The sequence below is a fragment of the Pseudomarimonas arenosa genome (genome assembly GCF_014841215.1).
GTDB lineage: Bacteria > Pseudomonadota > Gammaproteobacteria > Xanthomonadales > Xanthomonadaceae > Pseudomarimonas > Pseudomarimonas arenosa.
Window position 1 is genome coordinate 38,132 of the sequence record NZ_JACYTR010000002.1, and the last position, 18,629, is coordinate 56,760.

The 18,629-nt window shown below is 58.4% G+C and carries 15 protein-coding genes and 3 pseudogenes; 2 read left to right on the forward strand and 16 right to left on the reverse strand.

Going from position 1 to position 18,629, the window contains the following annotated elements; all coding sequences use genetic code 11:
* Positions 1–56 precede the first annotated feature (56 nt).
* The 3 genes and pseudogenes from IFO71_RS01195 to IFO71_RS01205 form a co-directional block, all read right to left on the reverse strand.
* Positions 57–452 carry a CrcB family protein gene (locus IFO71_RS01195; RefSeq protein WP_192027699.1) on the reverse strand — a complete coding sequence of 132 codons (396 nt, stop codon included), beginning with the start codon at positions 450–452 and terminating at the stop codon, positions 57–59.
* A pseudogene (locus tag IFO71_RS01200) lies at positions 449–1,441 on the reverse strand (replication-associated recombination protein A); the annotation flags it as partial. The pseudogene IFO71_RS01200 and the gene IFO71_RS01195, both read right to left, overlap by 4 nt.
* 72 nt (positions 1,442–1,513) lie before the next feature.
* Positions 1,514–2,619, reverse strand: a pseudogene (locus IFO71_RS01205) (replication-associated recombination protein A).
* A 94-nt stretch (positions 2,620–2,713) separates the two neighbouring features.
* Here IFO71_RS01205 and IFO71_RS01210 point away from each other — a divergent pair.
* Positions 2,714–2,829 (forward strand): annotated as a pseudogene (locus IFO71_RS01210) (transposase); the annotation flags it as partial.
* A gap of 169 nt (positions 2,830–2,998) precedes the next feature.
* Here the strand turns inward: IFO71_RS01210 and IFO71_RS01215 are convergent.
* The 12 genes from IFO71_RS01215 to IFO71_RS01270 all read right to left on the reverse strand — a co-directional run bounded on the left by IFO71_RS01215 (position 2,999) and on the right by IFO71_RS01270 (position 15,668).
* Entirely contained in the window at positions 2,999–3,856 is an 858-nt protein-coding gene (locus IFO71_RS01215) for an HNH endonuclease (RefSeq protein ID WP_192027701.1), read from the reverse strand.
* Complete coding sequence (locus IFO71_RS01220; protein WP_225444283.1) at positions 3,853–5,472, reverse strand: AAA family ATPase; 1,620 nt, start codon at positions 5,470–5,472, stop codon at positions 3,853–3,855. The genes IFO71_RS01215 and IFO71_RS01220 overlap by 4 nt, the downstream gene beginning before the upstream one ends.
* An 892-nt stretch (positions 5,473–6,364) precedes the next feature.
* Entirely contained in the window at positions 6,365–7,261 is an 897-nt protein-coding gene (locus IFO71_RS01225) for a hypothetical protein (RefSeq protein WP_192027703.1), read from the reverse strand.
* A 41-nt stretch (positions 7,262–7,302) separates the two neighbouring features.
* Positions 7,303–7,521 (reverse strand): hypothetical protein, encoded by a 219-nt coding sequence (locus IFO71_RS01230; RefSeq protein ID WP_192027704.1) that lies wholly within the window; start codon positions 7,519–7,521, stop codon positions 7,303–7,305.
* 49 nt (positions 7,522–7,570) lie between these two features.
* On the reverse strand, positions 7,571–7,918 hold the full coding sequence (locus IFO71_RS01235; protein WP_192027705.1) for a hypothetical protein: 348 nt from the start codon (positions 7,916–7,918) through the stop codon (positions 7,571–7,573).
* 47 nt (positions 7,919–7,965) lie between these two features.
* Positions 7,966–9,393 (reverse strand): ThiF family adenylyltransferase, encoded by a 1,428-nt coding sequence (locus IFO71_RS01240; protein WP_192027706.1) that lies wholly within the window; start codon positions 9,391–9,393, stop codon positions 7,966–7,968.
* A complete protein-coding gene (locus tag IFO71_RS01245) occupies positions 9,390–9,881 on the reverse strand; it encodes a hypothetical protein (protein ID WP_192027707.1) in 492 nt (163 codons plus the stop codon). The genes IFO71_RS01240 and IFO71_RS01245 overlap by 4 nt, the downstream gene beginning before the upstream one ends.
* Complete coding sequence (locus IFO71_RS01250) at positions 9,862–10,320, reverse strand: DUF7665 family protein (protein ID WP_192027708.1); 459 nt, start codon at positions 10,318–10,320, stop codon at positions 9,862–9,864. The genes IFO71_RS01245 and IFO71_RS01250 overlap by 20 nt, the downstream gene beginning before the upstream one ends.
* 11 nt (positions 10,321–10,331) lie before the next feature.
* Entirely contained in the window at positions 10,332–10,841 is a 510-nt protein-coding gene (locus IFO71_RS01255) for a hypothetical protein (RefSeq protein ID WP_192027709.1), read from the reverse strand.
* Between the two features lie 175 nt (positions 10,842–11,016).
* Positions 11,017–14,337, reverse strand: coding sequence for a UvrD-helicase domain-containing protein (locus IFO71_RS01260; RefSeq protein ID WP_192027710.1), 3,321 nt, complete (start codon positions 14,335–14,337; stop codon positions 11,017–11,019).
* Positions 14,338–14,343: 6 nt separating this feature from the next.
* On the reverse strand, positions 14,344–14,970 hold the full coding sequence (locus IFO71_RS01265; RefSeq protein ID WP_192027711.1) for a hypothetical protein: 627 nt from the start codon (positions 14,968–14,970) through the stop codon (positions 14,344–14,346).
* Positions 14,967–15,668: an RNA polymerase sigma factor gene (locus IFO71_RS01270; protein ID WP_192027712.1), complete on the reverse strand. Its 702-nt coding sequence runs from the start codon at positions 15,666–15,668 to the stop codon at positions 14,967–14,969. Before IFO71_RS01270 ends, IFO71_RS01265 begins: the two co-directional genes overlap by 4 nt.
* A 493-nt stretch (positions 15,669–16,161) precedes the next feature.
* Between IFO71_RS01270 and IFO71_RS01275 the strand changes: the two genes are divergently transcribed.
* Positions 16,162–16,617 (forward strand): hypothetical protein, encoded by a 456-nt coding sequence (locus IFO71_RS01275; protein ID WP_192027713.1) that lies wholly within the window; start codon positions 16,162–16,164, stop codon positions 16,615–16,617.
* A 419-nt stretch (positions 16,618–17,036) separates the two neighbouring features.
* Here the strand turns inward: IFO71_RS01275 and IFO71_RS01280 are convergent, their stop codons facing one another.
* On the reverse strand, positions 17,037–18,395 hold the full coding sequence (locus IFO71_RS01280) for an EAL domain-containing protein (protein WP_332309283.1): 1,359 nt from the start codon (positions 18,393–18,395) through the stop codon (positions 17,037–17,039).
* Positions 18,396–18,629: the final 234 nt, after the last annotated feature.

Below are 18,629 nucleotides of genomic sequence, written 5' to 3' on the forward strand. Positions count from 1 at the left end.
CCGCGCTGGGCAAACCGAGCAGTGCGGACGGGATGTTCAGGCCTCGAGTCGCCGGATCAAGAACCTCGCAGGAGTTCCGCCAGTCGCATGCCGATCCACAGCAGACCCAGTCCGCCGACTAGACTGGCGGCCAGATACAGCCCACCCCAGTGCGGGCCGCTGCCGCGCTGCATAAGGTAAAGCTCCACCATCAATGCCGACCAGGTGGTCAAGGCACCGAGCATGCCGACCATCAAGAACGCCCGCCACAGCAGGCCACTCGGCCCGCGCGCCTCCAACCAGACCAGCAGGAAGCCGGCCAGCAAACTGCCCAGCATGTTGGCGCTGAAGGTGCCCCAGGGAAAGTCGGCGCCGACATGACGGGTCATCCAACCGCCCAGAAGAAAGCGACCGCCGGCACCCAGGGCGCCCCCTGCCATCACCAGCAGCAGTTGCTGCCACCACAGACTCATTCGGTATTCCCCGATTGCGCCGCGCGGCGTCGGGCGCGTAGATCATCCAGTTTGGCTTTCAACTTGCTTTCCAGTCCACGGTCGACCGGCTGATAGAGCACGCGCTCTCCCAATGACGGCGGAAATCCAGTCTGATCGATAGCGACTCCATCGACCTGGTCATGATCGTACTGATAGCCCTCGCCGTAACCCAAGGACTTCATCAGCCCGGTGGGCGCATTGCGCAGATGCATCGGCACCGGCTCTGTACCGCTGCCGCCGACCAAGGCCTGCGCCGACTTGTAGGCGGCGTAAGCGGCATTCGACTTGGCGGTGCTGGCGAGATACAGCACCAGCTGGGCCAAGGCCAACTCGCCCTCTGGCGAGCCCAGGCGATCGTAAGCCTGCCAGGCATCGTTGGCCATCTGCAATGCACGGGGATCAGCCAGACCGATATCCTCCACCGCCATCCTGACCAAACGTCGCGCTAAGTAGTGCGGGTCGCAGCCACCGTCAAGCATGCGTACGAACCAGTACAGCGCGGCATCCGGGTTGCTGCTGCGCACGCATTTGTGCAGCGCCGAGATCTGATCGTAGAACTGCTCGCCACCCTTGTCGAAGCGACGTCGACGATCGGCCAAGACCGGGGCCAGTCGTTCCAACGTCAGTTCCACCTCCTCAGCGGCACTGGCGCTATCGACGGCGATCTCAAGCAAGGTCAAAGCACGGCGCAGGTCCCCGTCTGCCGCTACGGCCAAAGTTTCAAGCACCGCATCCGCGGCGCGCAGATTGAAACTGCCCAGCCCGCGCTGCGCATCCTCAAGTGCGCGTCGCAACGCCGAGGCGATCTGATCACTGGTCAGCGACTCCAGCACATGTACCCGACAGCGCGACAAGAGGGCGGAGTTCAACTCGAAGCTGGGGTTCTCGGTGGTCGCGCCGACGAACACGATCTCGCCCGCCTCGATGCCGGGCAGAAAAGCATCCTGTTGCAGCTTGTTGAAGCGATGTTTAGCGGATTGCGACATTTCAGGGCGCATCTTGTCAATTTCCTCCTGGCTCCCGGAGCGGCTGGAAGCCGGCTAGCCCTCACTTCCTGCTTGTCGATCTAACTCATCCAAGTATCGCAGCCGTTCGCCAATCTTGCCCTCGAGACCTCTCTCGGTCGGCCTGTACCATCGCTGGTTGGGAATTCCTTCCGGCAAATACTGTTGACCAGGCGAAAATGCGCCGGGTTCGTCATGGGAATAGCGATATTCCGCCCCATAGCCTTGCTCTTTTAAGAGGCGCGTCGGCACATTTCGCAGGTGTATTGGGACCTCGCGGCTCCTGTCATTACGGACGAATGCCATTGCCTCGTTGTAAGCGTTGTAACCGGCGTTACTTTTTGGAGCTGCTGCTAGATATAGGTCGTCGCAGCATCGTTGGCAATTTGAAGCGCCCTCGGATCAGCGAGACCAACGTCCTCCCAAGCCATCCGAACCATTCGTCTGGCCAAGTAATGGGGATCGGCGCCACCGTCCAGCATTCGCGCAAACCAGTAGAGCGAGGCGTCTGGGTTGGAACCCCTCACTGACTTGTGAAGCGCGGAGATCTGGTCGTAAAAGTTCTCTCCTCCTTTGTCGAATCGGCGCCCCCCGCGAGACAGCACCCGTGCGACAAACGCTCCGTTCAAGAGTTTTTGTTTTGCTGACTTTGCGGCAGTTGCGACGTGCTCAAGAAGTCCCAAAGCTCGTCTTGCATCCCCGTCCGCATAGTCGACGATTGTTTCGATCGCTGTGGAGTCGAGATCCAGTTGGAGGCGTTCATTTATCGCTCTAGTGACTATGTCTGCCAAAGCCACGTCCGAAAGGGCTTTGAGCACGAATACCTGGCACTGTGACAAGAGGGCCGAATTGAGCTCGAACGATGGATTCTCAGTGGTTGCGCCAATGAGAACGACCAGGCCGCTTTCTACGAAAGGAAGAAGGCCGTCCTGCTGGCTTTTATTGAATCGGTGGATTTCGTCTATGAAAAGGATGGTCCGGCGGCCGAGCTGACGGTTACTCTCGGCCGCCTCCATCGCTGCCCGAATATCTTTCACGCCAGAGAACACAGCCGAAAGCGGAATAAAGTCATAGTCGAAGGCGGACGCTGCCAATCTCGCGATGGTTGTCTTCCCTGAACCAGGCGGTCCCCAAAGAATCATTGAGTGCGGTTTCCGCGCATCGAACTGACCTGTCGGGTGATTTTTGGACCAGCTGAAAGTTGAGAGGATGGCTCCCCACAGAGCGAGGAGCCCTATGCGCAAGTCCCGATTCACCGAAGACCAGATGGTCAAGATCCTCCGCGGGCCGACAAAGCACCGATTGCGGATGTGGCCAAGAAGCACGGCGTCAGTGAGCAGACGTTGTACGAGGCGATCCGGCGCCACCGTAAGCTCCCCCGTCAAGCGGACACTTCAAAAGTAGAACCCTTGGCGTGGTGATTGCGATATTCGACGGGGGTCATTCCGCCGAGTGCCTCGTGCAGTTCGGCGGATTCGTCAAGCAGTGTCGATAGGCTACGCGTTATTGATGAAGGTAAACCTAGGGAAGACTATTGCTCAACGCTTGATATAGGCCGCGTTGCCAATGATTCGGGAAAATGGCCTCCTTGATACCAGGTATAAGTAGGCATCTGCGGATTGCATCACTACTCAGTCCCTCCTGCTGGAGCATTACCATCTGCCTAAGGACGGTAGTTCGTTGCTGTGCGGCCCTAATCGCATATCTCGTTGACAAGTCGAACGAGGAGAAATGATTGCGCGCGCGCGACACGGCAATGTCATCCCAGCTATCCGGGGGTTGGACAAAGTATTCAAGGTTCACACGTGGGTCTTCCGGGTTCCCATTGAATCGGGCAAATATCCATTGGTCTCTGAAGTACTTCAAGTCATCTGCGTGCGGATGGATGAGTTGGCGTTCCTGCGTAGTTGAGAATTCTTCCGACTTACCCTCCATGTTGCAGTCGCGACAGGAAGGGACCAAGTTCTTGGGGAAGACTGAGAACTGAGGAAAACGAGACTTGGGCAGAAAATGGTCCAGGTTGCGTGGTCGTCCGATTCCTCCGCAGAACGGGCAAATTTCTCTCGCTGCCACAAGCAGATCGGTATAGATTTTCCGCGCAGGCTTGTCCTTGCCTACAAAGTAGGTGGCATAGACCCTAGTAAGCTCGGACTTTTTCATTGTCAGTACAACGTCTGGATCGTCGACGTCTAGCGCAGTCGGGGCAATTGAATGCAATTGCCCGGATTCGCAACGGTTAATGTAGTCGTTACCGAGAGCTAGAAGGTCGGGCTTGGCCGCGGTCAGTTTCAAACGCAAGGCGGTGTTTCCCGTCACTCCCGCGATGCATTGATCCAAAACGTGTTCGTACGCGTGCTTCGGCTCGGCCAGGCGAATCAAGCCGAATCTCCGTTGCGCGCCGCCTTCGAAAGTAACGCAGCCAAAACCGCTTTGCCTTCGAATCCGATCTGATTCCTGTATGAGGCAACAACCTCATCGTAGGTCGGGCCCTTGGCAACGGATTGTGCCAACAAGGCATGAAAGCCAGACTGAGAAACTTCAAGCCCGAATACTTCCGCCGTGAGTAGGCCTACGTTTTCCGCAAACGTCTCAATTTTCGGACGCTGCACGTCTATGCTTTTCGATACGCGGTATATCTTCCAAACGCATGACCGCGGGATCTCTTGCAACACAACGGGTGAATGAGTTGCAACGATGGCAACACCGTTCCTGTCGTGTAATAGGTCGGCAAGTGCTCTGATAAATGCGGACAGTAGGGGTGGGTGTAGATGGCTCTCGGGTTCGTCAAGCAGAACCAGCGTTTTCTCTTCAACTGAAGCAACGAGGCGAGTTATCGTAAGCAGAACAACAGCGTGTCCTGAGCTCATCCGCTCTAAGTACGGATCTACGATGCTGTGAAACTCCTCGAAAACAACGCCGGCTGAAGAGCGCATTTCCAACTCATTGTATTTCTCGAGAAGTTTCGGGAGATCCATCGAGACAAACACTTCATCAGAATCAAGTTTTCCAATCGCTCTCCTCCAACGGACCAGCTTCTGTTGGTTAGAGAAACACTCGGACAATGCGCGGCTACAATCACGCCTCAGCTCTGACAATGGACGGAGGCGGTCAGGATCGGTTGGATCTTTTAGACCAATGTAGTAGTAGCAGGTGCCTTTCGTAGGATCGGATTGCTCGGAGGGCGGAATGAAGGGGTCGAAAGCGCTGAAAGATACAGAAACTAGGCTGCTAAAGTAGCCCAGCCCTATCCTCGACTTGAACATTGATTCGAGGTCGGTGAAATAAGAAGCGCCGGCGCCGCCCGTTAGTGCCCCGATCATCGAATTGAGCAGTATCGTTTTTCCAACGCCATTCCGGCCGATAATCGCGTGAATATTAGTGTTAGGAACGGAGTCCGCTACGACTTGGAAATCCAAATCCACTTTGTCGTATCCGTCTGTGCTCGGCCTAGAGAAAGCAAACTTGTAGTTGGTTAGTTCGACATTCCCATCGAGAATTCTAGAGAACTGACCTGTAATTGCAGGAAGGCTTACGCTCCGAAGTAGGGAAATTCTCAACACGCTTTCGTCGGAAACTTCAGCTAGAAGCTCGGGCATTACTGCCAAATCCCGCAACTGCCTCAATATTTCCTTGCCCTTGCCTCCAGGTATGGCGGTTACCTTCTTGTAGAAATCGACATCCTGCCCGACAGAAAAAAAGCCTTCTTCTAGATGGAAGAATACTGGCGGAAGAATTTTGAAAGTGTCTTGTTCAGTTGTCTGACCCTTGAAGCCAATTTTTACCTGACCGAGTTCAAACAGTTCGCCCGCAATATCTCGGTAGGCGAGGAAGAACATCGTAACGAATGAGTAGTCGTTCCAGTGGTCGACGCGTAAGTAGACTTCATCACTGCCTGTCTGTGGTAGCGGCTGTCCTTTTGGAATGACCCGGAATTGCATCTTTGGAGGTCCTTTATGGATTTCAATGCGACGCCGGATGCGCTGCTTACACGGCATGGCGTGCCATCAACTTTCGTACGTGAGTATTATCAAGCGAACAGCCGTAAGTCCAGTTGGCCTCGCTCACTGGCGGGAGATCGAGGGCCATCCCCGCTGCACCCAAAATCGACAGGTTTCAAGGGGGTGCTGCATGGGTCTATAGAAGGGCGCCTAGTGGCAGCTCGTTTGGTTTGCCCATCGCCAGAAAGAAGTCTGGTGGAAGGTCGAGGTGCCGGTTGGTAGGCATAGGAAGTTCAAAGGCCCTTTTCGGGCAGTCTGCCGGGTAGTCGTCGGGCGCAAAGGGTCGGCTTGGGTGTTCGCTATTCTTGCGCGGATGGTGGCAGCCGGTAACGCACTACCGATCACGTTGGACGACTACTTCGGGTCCGTCCATCACGATTGAGTGCCGCAGGACGTTGGTGTTGAGTCCGATCAGCTCCGGCCTCCCGTAGCCGCCGATCGCTCGGTGACGCGCCAGCGTTCTTCGCTTCGATGCTGATCGGCTTAGCCGGGCTGGGAATTAGCCCCTTCAGTGCCATCACCGACCGCGTGGCCGCGACGACCTCGAACCGACGCTTAGAAACCTCGGCGAACTCAAAGCCAGCGCCGAAGCCGCTGTGAGGTGGCCTGCCCCTACCCCCGATAACCAGCACTTTGTGCATCGCGAAATTTCATGCATCAATCGAATTAGATGCTAAGCCAAACATCAAGTGAATTAGTTCACCTTGTAGGCATATTGACTTCGTTTGACAGGCATTTGCGCTGAACCTTCCGGCTGCGTACCCCCGATAAGGACCCCTAATCGCCCATCGCGCTTCGGCCGCAGCTTTGATAACTGGCTCGCCAGTGGGCTTGGTATTCGGATCAAACGTGCACAACAGGCCGATTGAACGAAACATCAGTGAAAGATCTAACCACGGTCCACCCGCGATGAGAAAAAGTCCCTGGCAGCAATGACAGTGGAAAGAATGAGGATGAGCAAGACAGTCGCGAACTTGGCGAGTTTGACCTTGGTGTTTTCGTAATCGACGATGATATCGTAGTGGTCGCGACAGGCTTCCACAGAATTCCCTAGAAATTGAATCGTATCTTCGCGTTTAGACACAAGGTCTCTTAAGCCTTGTCGAGGGCTAGTGAGACCATTGGTGCCGCCAAACAAGAAGCCCAATCCATTTGTTTCTGAATAGATTTCGCGAGCAACATCTACAATTACAGCTGGATCACTGCCGTCTAACGAGCTAGCCCTTTGTTGTAGTTTCATGAGGCGATCTACTGTCGAACGCACCTCCGCAACGCCCTGCTGGCTCGCCGCAATTGCTTTCATCGCATCGGCTATGCCCTCTGCGCACTGCTTATCATCGGCAGCACGCGCAGCCTTTTGTAGCGTGGACATGACGCTTGTCGCGACTACACTGTCGATTGGGGGATCAACGACCTGAAGAAATGTCGAAAGTCGGGCTGAATAGTGGACTACCGCTTGCTTCCATGACTGGTCGGCAGTCCTTTGTTGATTCAATGCGATAGCAGGCAGAAACTCCCGATCGCCTATTCGATCCGACAGCTGCGCAAGTTGAATTTGGCGGGTCACTATGTAGTTGGCAAGCGAAATCCTGATGTCTTCAAGCGGCTGTTCCTGCTCTAGGAGATCCAAAGCGAGCTGACAGGCTGAGACGAGCGCGATGGCGATCGCGAGGTACATGGTCATTAGCTTTCGGCTGCCCTGAGCGATCGCTGGGTCGACTAGCCCGTTGGTCGAACGCATTTGCGAAGCAGGTTTCGCACGTTTAATTCGCTTTGAATTCTTCATACTTTATGGCCCCTGGAATACAATGGCTCGGAACGTCCGCGCTATGCTGGATGAACCTCTACAGCGTCATTCATTCCGTCAACACGGAGCACGTAACACCCGTTTTCCTGGATCACGTTTGCACGAGGCATGTACGCGTAGTGGTAGTGATACTTGTACTCGGCTTGCCGCCATTTTCGACCACCGTAGAACTCGAAAATGGTGTCGCGATTCTTGAACCCCTTGAAGCTGCCTTTCAGCTGACCTTCGGCGACGACCATGCTTCCTCCAGCGAATGCTTGTTGAACTTCGCGGCGACGGCCGCGCGAGTCAATGAAAGAACCGGGCGAGCAATTTCGCCAACGTGCTCATGAGCGAGATGTCCTCTCCTGCCAGATCGAGCTCGCTAAGAAGCTTCCAGATGGCGATTGCGGTACACACTAGAAGAACGGCCACCCCTGCCCACTGCATGGGCCCAATCACCCGGATCCAGATCATCTGATCAAACAAGCCCGAGAGCTCAGTCGCCATCGATTCGACCATCTTTGCGTTGTGCGCTGCCGTCCATTTCAGCAGCGCCATCGGGAGCACGGCATAGAGAAGCGTAAAGCCGACCGCACCGGTCACCATTGCGCCACCTGGACCAAGACGCGAAGCGATGTAGGCAGAGTCGTCCACCAGCGATCCCAATGAACTACCTCCGCGACTGCGGTACCTTCTTCTGCTCATGACATTACCTCCTCGTCGAGAACGGCGTCGGCGGCGACGGCCGCTTGACGATCCTGCAAGCCGGTTTGGACATGGGGCGTGTGCAGTCCCTGATACCGAACGGGCTGGGAGCCTGTCCGGTAACCCAGGTCCTTCATCTGAAGATCCAGCGTTGCGTGGATGCATCCCCCGTGCAGCGGTCGCACGACCTCGGCAAGGACCATCGCCGATGCCAGCGCACCCACAAACGGTGTTGCCACGGCACGCGACGCCAACTGGGTCATTCCGCACAGGTCATCGTGCTCACGCGCGAGCTTCTCGTAGGTGTCGTTGAGCTCGACAGCCTTCTGTGCGTCAGCCTGGGGAGGCCACAGGTCCGACGCCCGTTTGGCGCCGGGGAAGGTGTGCGTGCGGATGTTGCGGAAGTCGCGGTAACCACTGCCCAAGCCTGCCTCGACGATCTTCGCGAACTTCGCCGAGTCGATATCCCGGCGGGCCGCGGTGTTATCGACGCCGAACAGGGCCGTGGTCGGCTCATTGGTGAGCACTTGATGGTGCGGACCGAAGCGGCGCTCGACCATGTCGATAGCGAACCCGACCGCCTCCAATCGCTGGGCAACCGCCCGAACCTTGCGCGTGCGCAGGTCGTGCTCGCTCAGCAACAGGCACGTGCTGAGGTTGGATTTTTCTGAGCGGTCGAAGTCCTGGAGCACCAGATGAGGTCGTTCTCCAGGCGCATAGGGCAGCATCCCCAAGGTCCATGCGTAGGCCTGGCCCAGGTGTCCCAGCCCCACGAGCCACAGCGACTTGGGCAGGTAGCTCAGAGCCGGTCCGCGATGTGCCTCAGTCTGCCAGTCCTCGATAGCTAGGGGATGCCACAGCGACAACCCGACGCAGCGGTGACCCGCTTCAAGTAGATCGCCGCGCACGTTGAGGAACGCTTCGTTCACTCCCAAGGCCGCGGCGGCCACGCCGGACAACGGGTTGTCCTCAGCACAAGGCAGGCCCGTATCGTCGGCTGCCGGCGAGATGGCGGCGCACCAACCTTCCCAGCTCAGCTGGATACAAAACGGTGCCGTCGCCAGCTGACCTGTTACCCGTCCGATCACGAGGGTAGGAAGGTCCGACGCGGGGCGCTCCATCACTGCTCCGCCCAGGGCTTCGGTCACCGCTCGTACCGTACGCCCTTCGTACAGCGGCACGCTGAGCACCTGGTCCAGGTCGCCCGAGATCACCACACCGCCCAGAAAGGCGCGCACAGCGGAGTTCAACGTCGTCAGGAAGCAGGCTTGCCCTGCAAGCGTATCGGCCCAACCGGCTCCCAGATGAAGGTGCAGGCGATAGCGCGAGAAGAGTTCCAGCGCCTCCTCGGGCGTAGCGACCTCGCCGGCATCCAAAGCAAGCTTGGCCAAGCGATGCATGGATTCGGCATTCCACTGAGTCATGAGTCACCTCCCTCACGGGTAAGTCGTATGCGCTGCGCAATATCGGAACCGGAGTGGCTCGACCACTGGTGGCTCCCTTGGTAGACGTACATGCCGACACCTTGAAAGCCTCGGCCGCCTTGAGCGAAGTTCGGCACGATGAGGGCAACGTGGCCCCTAAGAGCAATCATCGGATTCTCACGGTCCGAACGGCTCTGGCCCGCGCCGAAACGATGCGTGTGGACATCGGCGACCACGCTCAATCCTTTCCTGCCGCACAGCTCCCAGAGCTTGGCGAAGCTGGCGGCATTCAGTGACACGTAGTCGTTGCGCAGGGCATCGACCTGAAGCTGCTCATAAGGCAGGAACGCAGTCACGGTACGCAGGGCCTCCGTCTTCTTCCCCAGCAGGAATGCGCCGCTCTCGCGAACGCCTCCACCTTGGCGACGCAGATGCGCGAGCAGCTCCTCCCACAGACCTTGGCGGAGCTCAAGCAGCGGCGCAGACATAGTCGCGACTCTGCAGAAGTTCATGGACCACCTCCAGGTAATGGCAGATGCCTTTGGCGGGGTTCCAGACAAGCTGGGGGTACTGCGTGACCCAACCGTCGTGCCCGACTAGGCTCTCGCGATCACAAGGGATGTACAGCGCGTCCCCGTTCTTCCACTCAGGCTTGAATGCCAACTGGATACGCTCGCCACCTCGAGGCCAACTATCGAACGCAAGCCGAGCGTTGGCCGTGGAATCCCAGAACGTGCCCGTCGGGGGTGAGGTGGGAAACCCGCTGCAGTTCAGCCGCAGCGTGTACTGGCGCCCGTCCCGTGCCGTGACACGAATGCGCAGGTACGGCCATTGCAGTTGTTCGAACTGCCAGCGGTTTCGGTCCTCGCCAGACAGGAAGCGCGCCGACGCAAGGTCGGCACGCAAGGCTTGCTCATCCGGTGCCATTTGACCCCCACTCAGCCGTTGATGCGGTGCGCCGGCACCAGGTCGAACGTCAACGAGCATTGCGGGCACCGGGCCAGAGTGCCGATGTGGACATCCACGTCCGGCTGCTCGGTGGTCCCTGCCACCTGCAAGACGTGCTCGGCAATGTCGCCGGGCTCCATGCCCAGCTTGCGGCCCGCCCAGTTACGGACCCGGCCCACCGTGGTGGCGGGGCGGAACTTGCGGTGGACGGTTTCGTTGGCGAAGCGCACATACACCTCCACGTGCTTGCAGCGGTGCAGGTGGATGCGGATGCCGTGGCCCTTCTTCAGGTCCCGGACGTGGGTGACCTCGGGTCGGTCCGCCTCTTCGTCATCGTATTGGTCGTCTTCTATGGAGAGCGAGAGTTCGGACACGTCGGTGCCGGCCGGGAGAAGTTCCAGGGCAGCGCCGTTGAGGTCGTGGAGGGTGGCGTCGTCGTCGACCTCAACGAACTGGACGTCGGAGAGGTATTCGGACTGAACATAGACGCGAATGGTCATTTCTGAGCTCCTTACTTGGCGAGCTGCGCGCTATGCGCTGCTCATGACAGGTAAGTCGTCAGTCGGTGCGAAAATCGGAACGAGCTGCTTGGTGTGGCAGCAGACGGTCGTGGGGAATAGCATGAGTTCCCGGTCCGTGTGCCTGGCACGGCGCGGCGAGAATTACTGGAGAGCGTCAGGCTGGGCAATACATGAAATGTCTGCACTTCGGACACGCCCACGGAGCGGGCTGAGCCTGAAAGTCGCCTGCCTTCAGCCCGTCTGCGACCGGAACGAGTACGAAGTCGTCCGGCAGTCTTCTGTACGGAAAAACGGTTTCGGTTGCCCCGTTGCTAAGCGAGTAGAGACTGCCCGTGAACGAGTACTCGCGATGGGCTTCGCTGAGGTACTTCAACACCCATTTCAGGGCAGTACGTTGCGCCGACACTTTCCCCGGCGGGTTCGTTCGTACGAACTCGATTGTGATAGCCGATCCTGACTGGCCAATACGATGCGGTGACACGACCAAGGGAAGTCCTGCGCAGGTCACCCGGAAGGGTTTCGCCATCGCGGCGCGAGACGTACCCAACCAACTGCGCCCGGACGCCAGCAACTGGTCGGCGTAGGCCTTCAGGTACGGCAACGAGTCCCGAAGTTCGGGCCCGAACGAAGCGAGCACCCGCTCGACTTCGCTCGGGGGTTCACCGGGAACGGCGTCATGAAGTGCGAACAGTTCTCTCATGACAGCCCCCCCGACCAGAGTAGCCGGATGCAATCCGGCCGTGGGGCTGAGACCTCGCACCACGTCGTAGTAGTAGCGACGCGGGCAGGCCCGATACGTGAGGAAACCTCCAAAATCGAAGGCATCAACGGACTGGGGCTGAATCGCTCCGGGAGTAGGCGGCGCCTTTGGCAGAACGAAGGTGCCCATGACCCGGTCCAGGAGATGAGCCGCTTTCGTTACCGCGGCGACGCACGCCGCGTTGTGTCGCGCCCGGGTCTCGTAAAGGATGAGATGTTTCTTGGCTCTCGAAAGCGCGACATAGAGCTTGTTGGACGCCTCGGTTTCAGCCTCGAAGTTGTCCCTGGGTACCACCGAATGCAGGAGCGAGCGCGGTACCAAGTCCGAATCATCAAGAACCCGAAAATGCCAGGCGTCAACGTCCACCAGGTGGACGGCCTCGAACTCCAGGCCCTTGCTTTGGTGGATGGTCATGACAGCCACGGCATCCAAGCCGTCGGCTTCGGGTGGCGGCATGCGAAACTCGCGGTCGTCGCCAACCCGCAAGCGACGTCGCAGGCGGGTGATGAAGCTTCCGACGGTTTGATACGTGCGGCCCCCGTCCGGAGCGCGCAGGTAATAGATGAACTGCCACAGCGCCAGTCGGCGAGTGATGTCCAGAATGGTGTCGCCGGCCAGATGCGGTCGAAGAATGTCGGTCCTGTCAAAGAGCAGGATGCACACAACGTCCCAGGGTGAGCAGCCCGAGCTCAATCCGTGGAAGATCGTCGCCCACTGCTGCACCGCCGCCTGTCCCTGCAAAGACAGCCCCTCGGGGGTGGCCTGCAACCAAGACAGCGCGTCAGGCCGTCGGGTCTTGAGGCAGTCAATCAGGAACTCTAGGTCGTTTGGCGGCAGCTGCAATCCGGGTAGACGCGCGGCACGCACCAGACCGCTGCCAGAACGATCCACGAACAGCTGCAGCAATGCCAACAGGTCCTTGATTTCAGGACGATGGAAGATGTCGCCCAAGTGGAGCGCCGGCACGCCCGCTGCATTAAGAGCATCTGCGGCGTCTCCACAAGTGTCATGCATGCTGGCGAGTATCACTTGGTTGCGATAAGGCACTCCCTGCGCATGAAGGCGCCGTACATTGCTCGCCAACTCCCCACGAACGATGTCGTTATTCGCACATTGGATATGCCGCGGCCGGACACCACTGGCGCCGCGTACGGGAGACACATCGTCCAGCGGTAGGACCATTTGCAGCGGATTGGCATCGCGACCGGTGTGCTCGAACACCTTCACGACCTCCGAGTAACTCCGTCGGTTCTCGTTGAGCGGGAATGTCTTGTGGTCCGGGAAGTCTTCGCCGAACGCCAGGATGTTGCGCATCGACGCGCCACGGAACCGGTAGATGGCCTGCCGTGCGTCACCCACGACCCACAAAGAGTCCGCGTGCTTGGCCAACGCCTGGACGAGCCGGGCGCTAGCGCGGTTCACATCCTGGTATTCATCGACGAGCACATGCTTGAAGCGACCCACGCTAGCGAGGAACTTTGCGTGATCCTGGCTAAGGGCCAGTGCGGGCAGCATGACCAGGTCACCCATATCCACCAAGCCGCCATCGGCTCGCAACCGCTCCTCATAGCAACGATAGAGCTTGACGATGTCGCGCTGCTTTTCCAGGGCAATACTGTCGGCCTGCGAAGCAGACAGTTCAACGGCCTGCGCGAAGGCATTCGCATCGGCAAGTTCGTCCTTGGCTCGCTGAATGGCGATCACGACCTGGTTCAGCCAGTCGAGGGGATCTCCCAGCGGACTGAATGCACTGAGATTCAGGCCATAGATGTGCGGTTCGATCAGCGCAATCTGCGCCATTTTGTCGGCCACACCAAAAACGGAACGAAGGCCAAAGCGTTCGTGGTTCTTACGCAGGAACTCCAGCCCGAAGGCGTGAAAGGTACCTACCCAGATCTCATGGGCGTTCTCCACCCCTGCCAGCTGAAGGCGCTCTACCAGTTCACGGGCAGCCCGGTTCGAGAAGGTCAGCAGGAGCAATTCGCTCGGGTTGGCTCCCTGCGAAAGCAGGTGCTGCACGCGCATGAGCAACGTGGCCGTCTTGCCGGTTCCGGGCCCGGCGACCACAAGCGAAGCTTTTGCCTGCGACGTCGTCGCCTCAGTTTGCTCCTTGGTCGGGGTAATCGCCCCCAAGGTCTTGTCGGCCGCCGGACCATGGTCCGGCAGCAGCAGCCCATCCAAGAGTTGCTGGCGAACCAGCTCCAACGGCAAGCACAGGGTCTGTTGGATCCGGGTCGCGGTCCATCCTGCCAGAAACAAGGATCGGGCGAGTTCGCGCGGAAGCAAGAGCTCCCGAGCGAAGATGTTGGCCTGCAACTCCGCCCGTTCGCGGGCACCGTACGCCTCAACCTTCTGGGCGCCGAACGTGTCGGCGTCGTCAGGCTTCAAGGTCGAATCAATCACCCTATGGCAACTGTCATGCTCCTCCGGGTGAAGCTTCCAATGCCCAAACTCATGGGCAATCAGGAACGAACGCTCCTCGCTCGGCACGTCGTTGCGGACAATAATCTGGCGGAACTTGCGCAGTAGTACCGCGTCGGCGCCACCAAGTGCTTTGTCAGCCGGGTGCGCAGGCGAGATATCGAAATCCTCTGCGTCCTCATGCGCGACGGCTTCGACGACGCGAGTCGAAACGAGCGCTGCTGATGACAAGTCGCCAAACAGCGCGGTGCGCAGCTGTTTCGCGGCATCTCGAGCTCGATGGAAAGGGGTCAAGAGCTATCAGCCTCGGTGTTGAAGACTCAGTAGTCGCTTCTTCTCTTCTTCTGGAACTGGGAGAGAGCGAACGGCGCTCTCCCAAGTTTCCTCAGCTTGGTTATTTGGCTTATCAGAGGATTTGTAACTTCGCGCACCTGCCAGCCCCGGACTGAGCGCCTGACCAAGCGCCTCGATCGTGAGATTGAAATGTTCGGCCAATCTATCGAGAACGAAGCGAGGGACGTTTGGTATTCGCTTGGTTAGAACCTTCTGCAAAAGCAGGGTTGATTCTCCAAGCTCAGCAGCTTTGGCCGCCCGCCGAAGCTTTCCTCCCGCCAAGCCTTCTATGGCTGCAGAAACAACATCGCAACTTGGCTTCGCATCGGCCTTGCGGTCGGCTTCGTGCAACAGATTAAGCACGAAGCTCTGAAGACGATTGACAGATACCTCGGACACCTCGTCCATAATTCTTGCAGGCTCTGGCGAAGCCGCATAAGCCGACCAAAGCGACGCGAACTCCATGATGTCCTCCCGATACTCGGGATGGGCTTGGCAGGCATTGAGCACCATAGTGGCGGAGGGTTTGTCGGCTGAGTAGAAGAACTCGTCGAGCACTTCCTCGAGCGACATCCTGCGGGCGGGCGTAGTCATGGGGTGAACTCCTTGCAAATCTTGTCTAGCGCAGCATTCTTGTAGTTGTTGACTGTCCTCGGCGTAACACCCAGGGATGCCGCGATGTCCTTGACCGGCATTTCCTCGACATACAGCATTACGTAGGTCGAAAGCTCCTGCTTGGTCAGGATTGCCTGCATGCGCCTAACAATCAGTGCGTGTTCCTGTTTCGTTGCCAAGACCACTTCTGGGTTCGGAGCTGGATCCGACCAGGAGTCGGGAACGTCTTCCGGCACTTGGTCCAGCGCATCTAGGCTGTCCTGGCACTTGCGCTTCTTGGCCAGAAGCCTTCTCTGAAAATCAATGGCACGGCGGGTAAACAATTGGCCGAAGTACTCTTCAGCATGCGCTGCGTCTTTAGGGCGGGCAACCAGGCATTCCCAGACGAATTGGGAAATCTCCTCCGCGGCCTGGTCCAGGTTGTCGATGTTTCCTGGGTAGATGCCGCTTTGGACAGCAAATCCCTTGGACAAACGGAGAAGGCGTCTTGACAAAGCGGCCGAGAGTTGTCCGGCGCGCGCGCGGTCGCCACTGTCGTTTGCGCGGCGGAACAACCGGAACACTTGTTCGTGTTTGACGAACTCCGTGTCGTTCTCCCAGTCAGTGAGAGCCAGCCGTGCATTCAGCGCCGTACTCGAGAGGGCTTCCAGGGTTGAATCAGGCTCTGGTGTATCCATTGTCCGTCCAGTTCGTCATGCCTAACGTCCCCTACCACGACGGGAACGGTCTTCGGTAGCTAAGTCGTTACGGCCGGTAGAACCCGGAAATCGCGGCCGCTGACCGTGAACGGATGAGTCTGCACCGGGCGGCCATATCCGGTGCGCGGCGCTTGCGAAGAGGCTTCATAAGTGGCCCCTGCTTCTAAGACAGTAGCCTGCGAGTCCACGCACCCTTCAGCACCCCAGATAACCCACCCTAATCGATTTGCGTTGACTTGCGCCCCTATAGGACAGGGCCGTCGCTCAAACATCAAGTGAAGTAATTCACACCCAGTACTTCCTTAGTCTGTCTGGCGCATATGCTTGCCAAACGAAGTGTTTTGCTTACAACAAAGTCTAGACCTAAGGCGCTCAGAATGGGGCGGCAGGCTTGCTTGACGCTGTTGTCGATGCCCCCAAAGGGGCAAGCGAGTTTATCGACATCGACGTCGATCGATGCATGAACATCGGAGTGCGTTACGTGGTGGCCTGCATCAGCAACTACACGCGCCAGCCATTCTGCAACCTTCCCGAGTGTTTCGCCGGCTGGATGGCGCGGCACCACCCAGGTTCCGGCGAGCCCTACGAGCCGGCTACAGTGGTGGATCGCTTCGACGTGTCATCCGCCACCGAGTTCTGCCTGCCGATGGTGTTCGACCTGCAGGCACGCGAGATGATCTGGGCAGACATCGCCGTCAGCACGAGCCCGCAGTGGCAGAACAACGTCCACAACAACCTTGCCGGTGTCTCGTTGATGCTCCGGGCACTCACCCAGCTGCGCAAGCTCGACCTGCACACGCTGTTCGAGCTGCACGTGCGCGCTCGCGGCTCGTCCGTGGATAGTCTTGACGACGCCGATACGGTGTTCGCCGAGCACCAGGGAATCACGCCGATGGATCTGGACAGGATCTCTGCTGAATTCCTGTAGTTGTATTCATCGCTAAGAGGATCGGTCGAATGACCGCTTCTGCCTGAGCTCGGTCCCTGCCTGCCAGTGGAACGGCTCGTTGATCTCCGAGTGGCGGAGTGCGACCCAAAGCAGTCGGTGGCTTTGAAGATTTCCAACGGTAGGAGAGCAGACGTTCCAGCCGTGGCGCCATGGGTGTTGGCTCTATCCGCGTACGTCTGCACGCCTGCCATCGAAAGGCACGGCGGGGGCTCATGAACGGGCCGAGTCGTGCCGCATCATTGGAAAGTCGTGTCGAGCGTTGTCTCGGATTGCTTTTGAAATCTGACCAGCGGTGATTCTGCAGCGAACTCTAACGGCGAAGGTGTTTGGTTGGTCCGGATTAGATCTGACGTTGGCTTGGCGTCGAGCTCTTTGAGCTCTCAAGTATTAGGCGTGCATCATGCCAGTGCTAACGCGTCGTCCAGCGTCATGGGCTTGCCGAGATAATAGCCCTGCGCTTTTTGAACACCCAACGCCTTCAAGGTATCGAGCTCCTCTTGGCGCTCAACGCCCTCCGCCACAATCTTGACGCCAGCGCTCGCAGCAAATCCGATCAGCGCCGTCGCGAGAAATCGCCGATTCGGATCACGATCGATGTCCCGCGTTAGCCCGATGTCTAGCTTAATGACATCGGGCGACAGACTCAGTATGTGCAGGAAGCTCGAGTGCCCTGCGCCGGCATCATCTACCGCCAGCTGCATGCCCTGGGCTCTCAACGGCGTGAGCGCGTCCGCGATTTGTGCATAACAGGTGGTTGCGACGTGCTCGGTTAATTCAAGCACGATGCGTTGCACAGGCAATGGCTTCAAGAGCGAGCGAAGACGATGGTCCAACATCGTTTCGGGGGAGACGTTGATTGACACACGTGCGCGGTCGGGAAAACGCTTGAGACTACCCAAGGCGATTTCAATTGCTTTGAGTTCTAGATCAGGTCCCAGGCCGCAGGCGACCGCTTCGGCAAACCAGTGGTCGGGGCCTCGCGCTGGACCGTGCTGAAATCGAGCCAAGGCTTCATAGCCGACGATCCGTTCTTCGATGAGGTTGTAGATCGGCTGATAGACAATGCGCAGCCCATCTGCCGAACGAAGCATGTGCTCAATGCGCGCCCGGGCCTCGATGGCATGGCGTTTTGCTTCGCGCTCATCGTCAATGCTGTGAGAAACCAATTCAGCAACAGCACGCATAAGCGCCAGATCGCGTTCGCCGAGCCCATGATTTGGCTGCAAGCTGTAGCAGCAGAACGTTCCAAATACGTCGCCATTTTTGAGGGTGATCGGCACACTCAGATGCGCACCGACTGTCAGTTGCAGGCGGCGCGATAGGGCGTTCGCTTCAGGCAAATCCGGCACACAGGGCATCAGTTCGGGGAAGCGACCATCGACCACGCGTTGGCAAAACGTGCTTTCTAGTGGGTCGGACTGACCCTGCACAACGGGACAATCCGTCAAGCACGAGTCGACCCATCGAAACAGCCGGCGTCCTTGACCAAACTCGGACACGAAGGCGACATCCATACCGAGGTGGTTACGAATGACTTGAATCCATCGCTCAAGCCGGATCGCAGCGCACTCTCGTTCGGTCTCGGACCGCCGATTTGTTCCAGACCTGGCCGGACGTAGGCGATTGAGCTTTCGTATTGGCGCGTCCATCAAGGTCTCCTCACTCTCCCGGCTGCTTTCAATTCCTGCGTGGTTGCGGCCGGCGGGCTGGCGTTGTGCTCTTCGTGTCTGCAACTGGGCACGCCTTGGCATTCGCATTCCTTTAAGAGAGTGTCTCGAGCGCGAGCTTTATCTCATCCAAGAGCGTGCTCACCGCGGGGTGAGTGGCGGCCGACGGATACCCCTGAGCGGCGAGTCGACCAAGCCTCGCGCACACGGCGGCAAGCGCAACTTGCGAGTCGTCGCCCAAGGCCGCGCGCGATGAAGCGAGCACCGGACCCAGTTCCCGGGCCGCGGCACTCAACTCCTCCCAGGTAGCACTTGCAAGCTCCG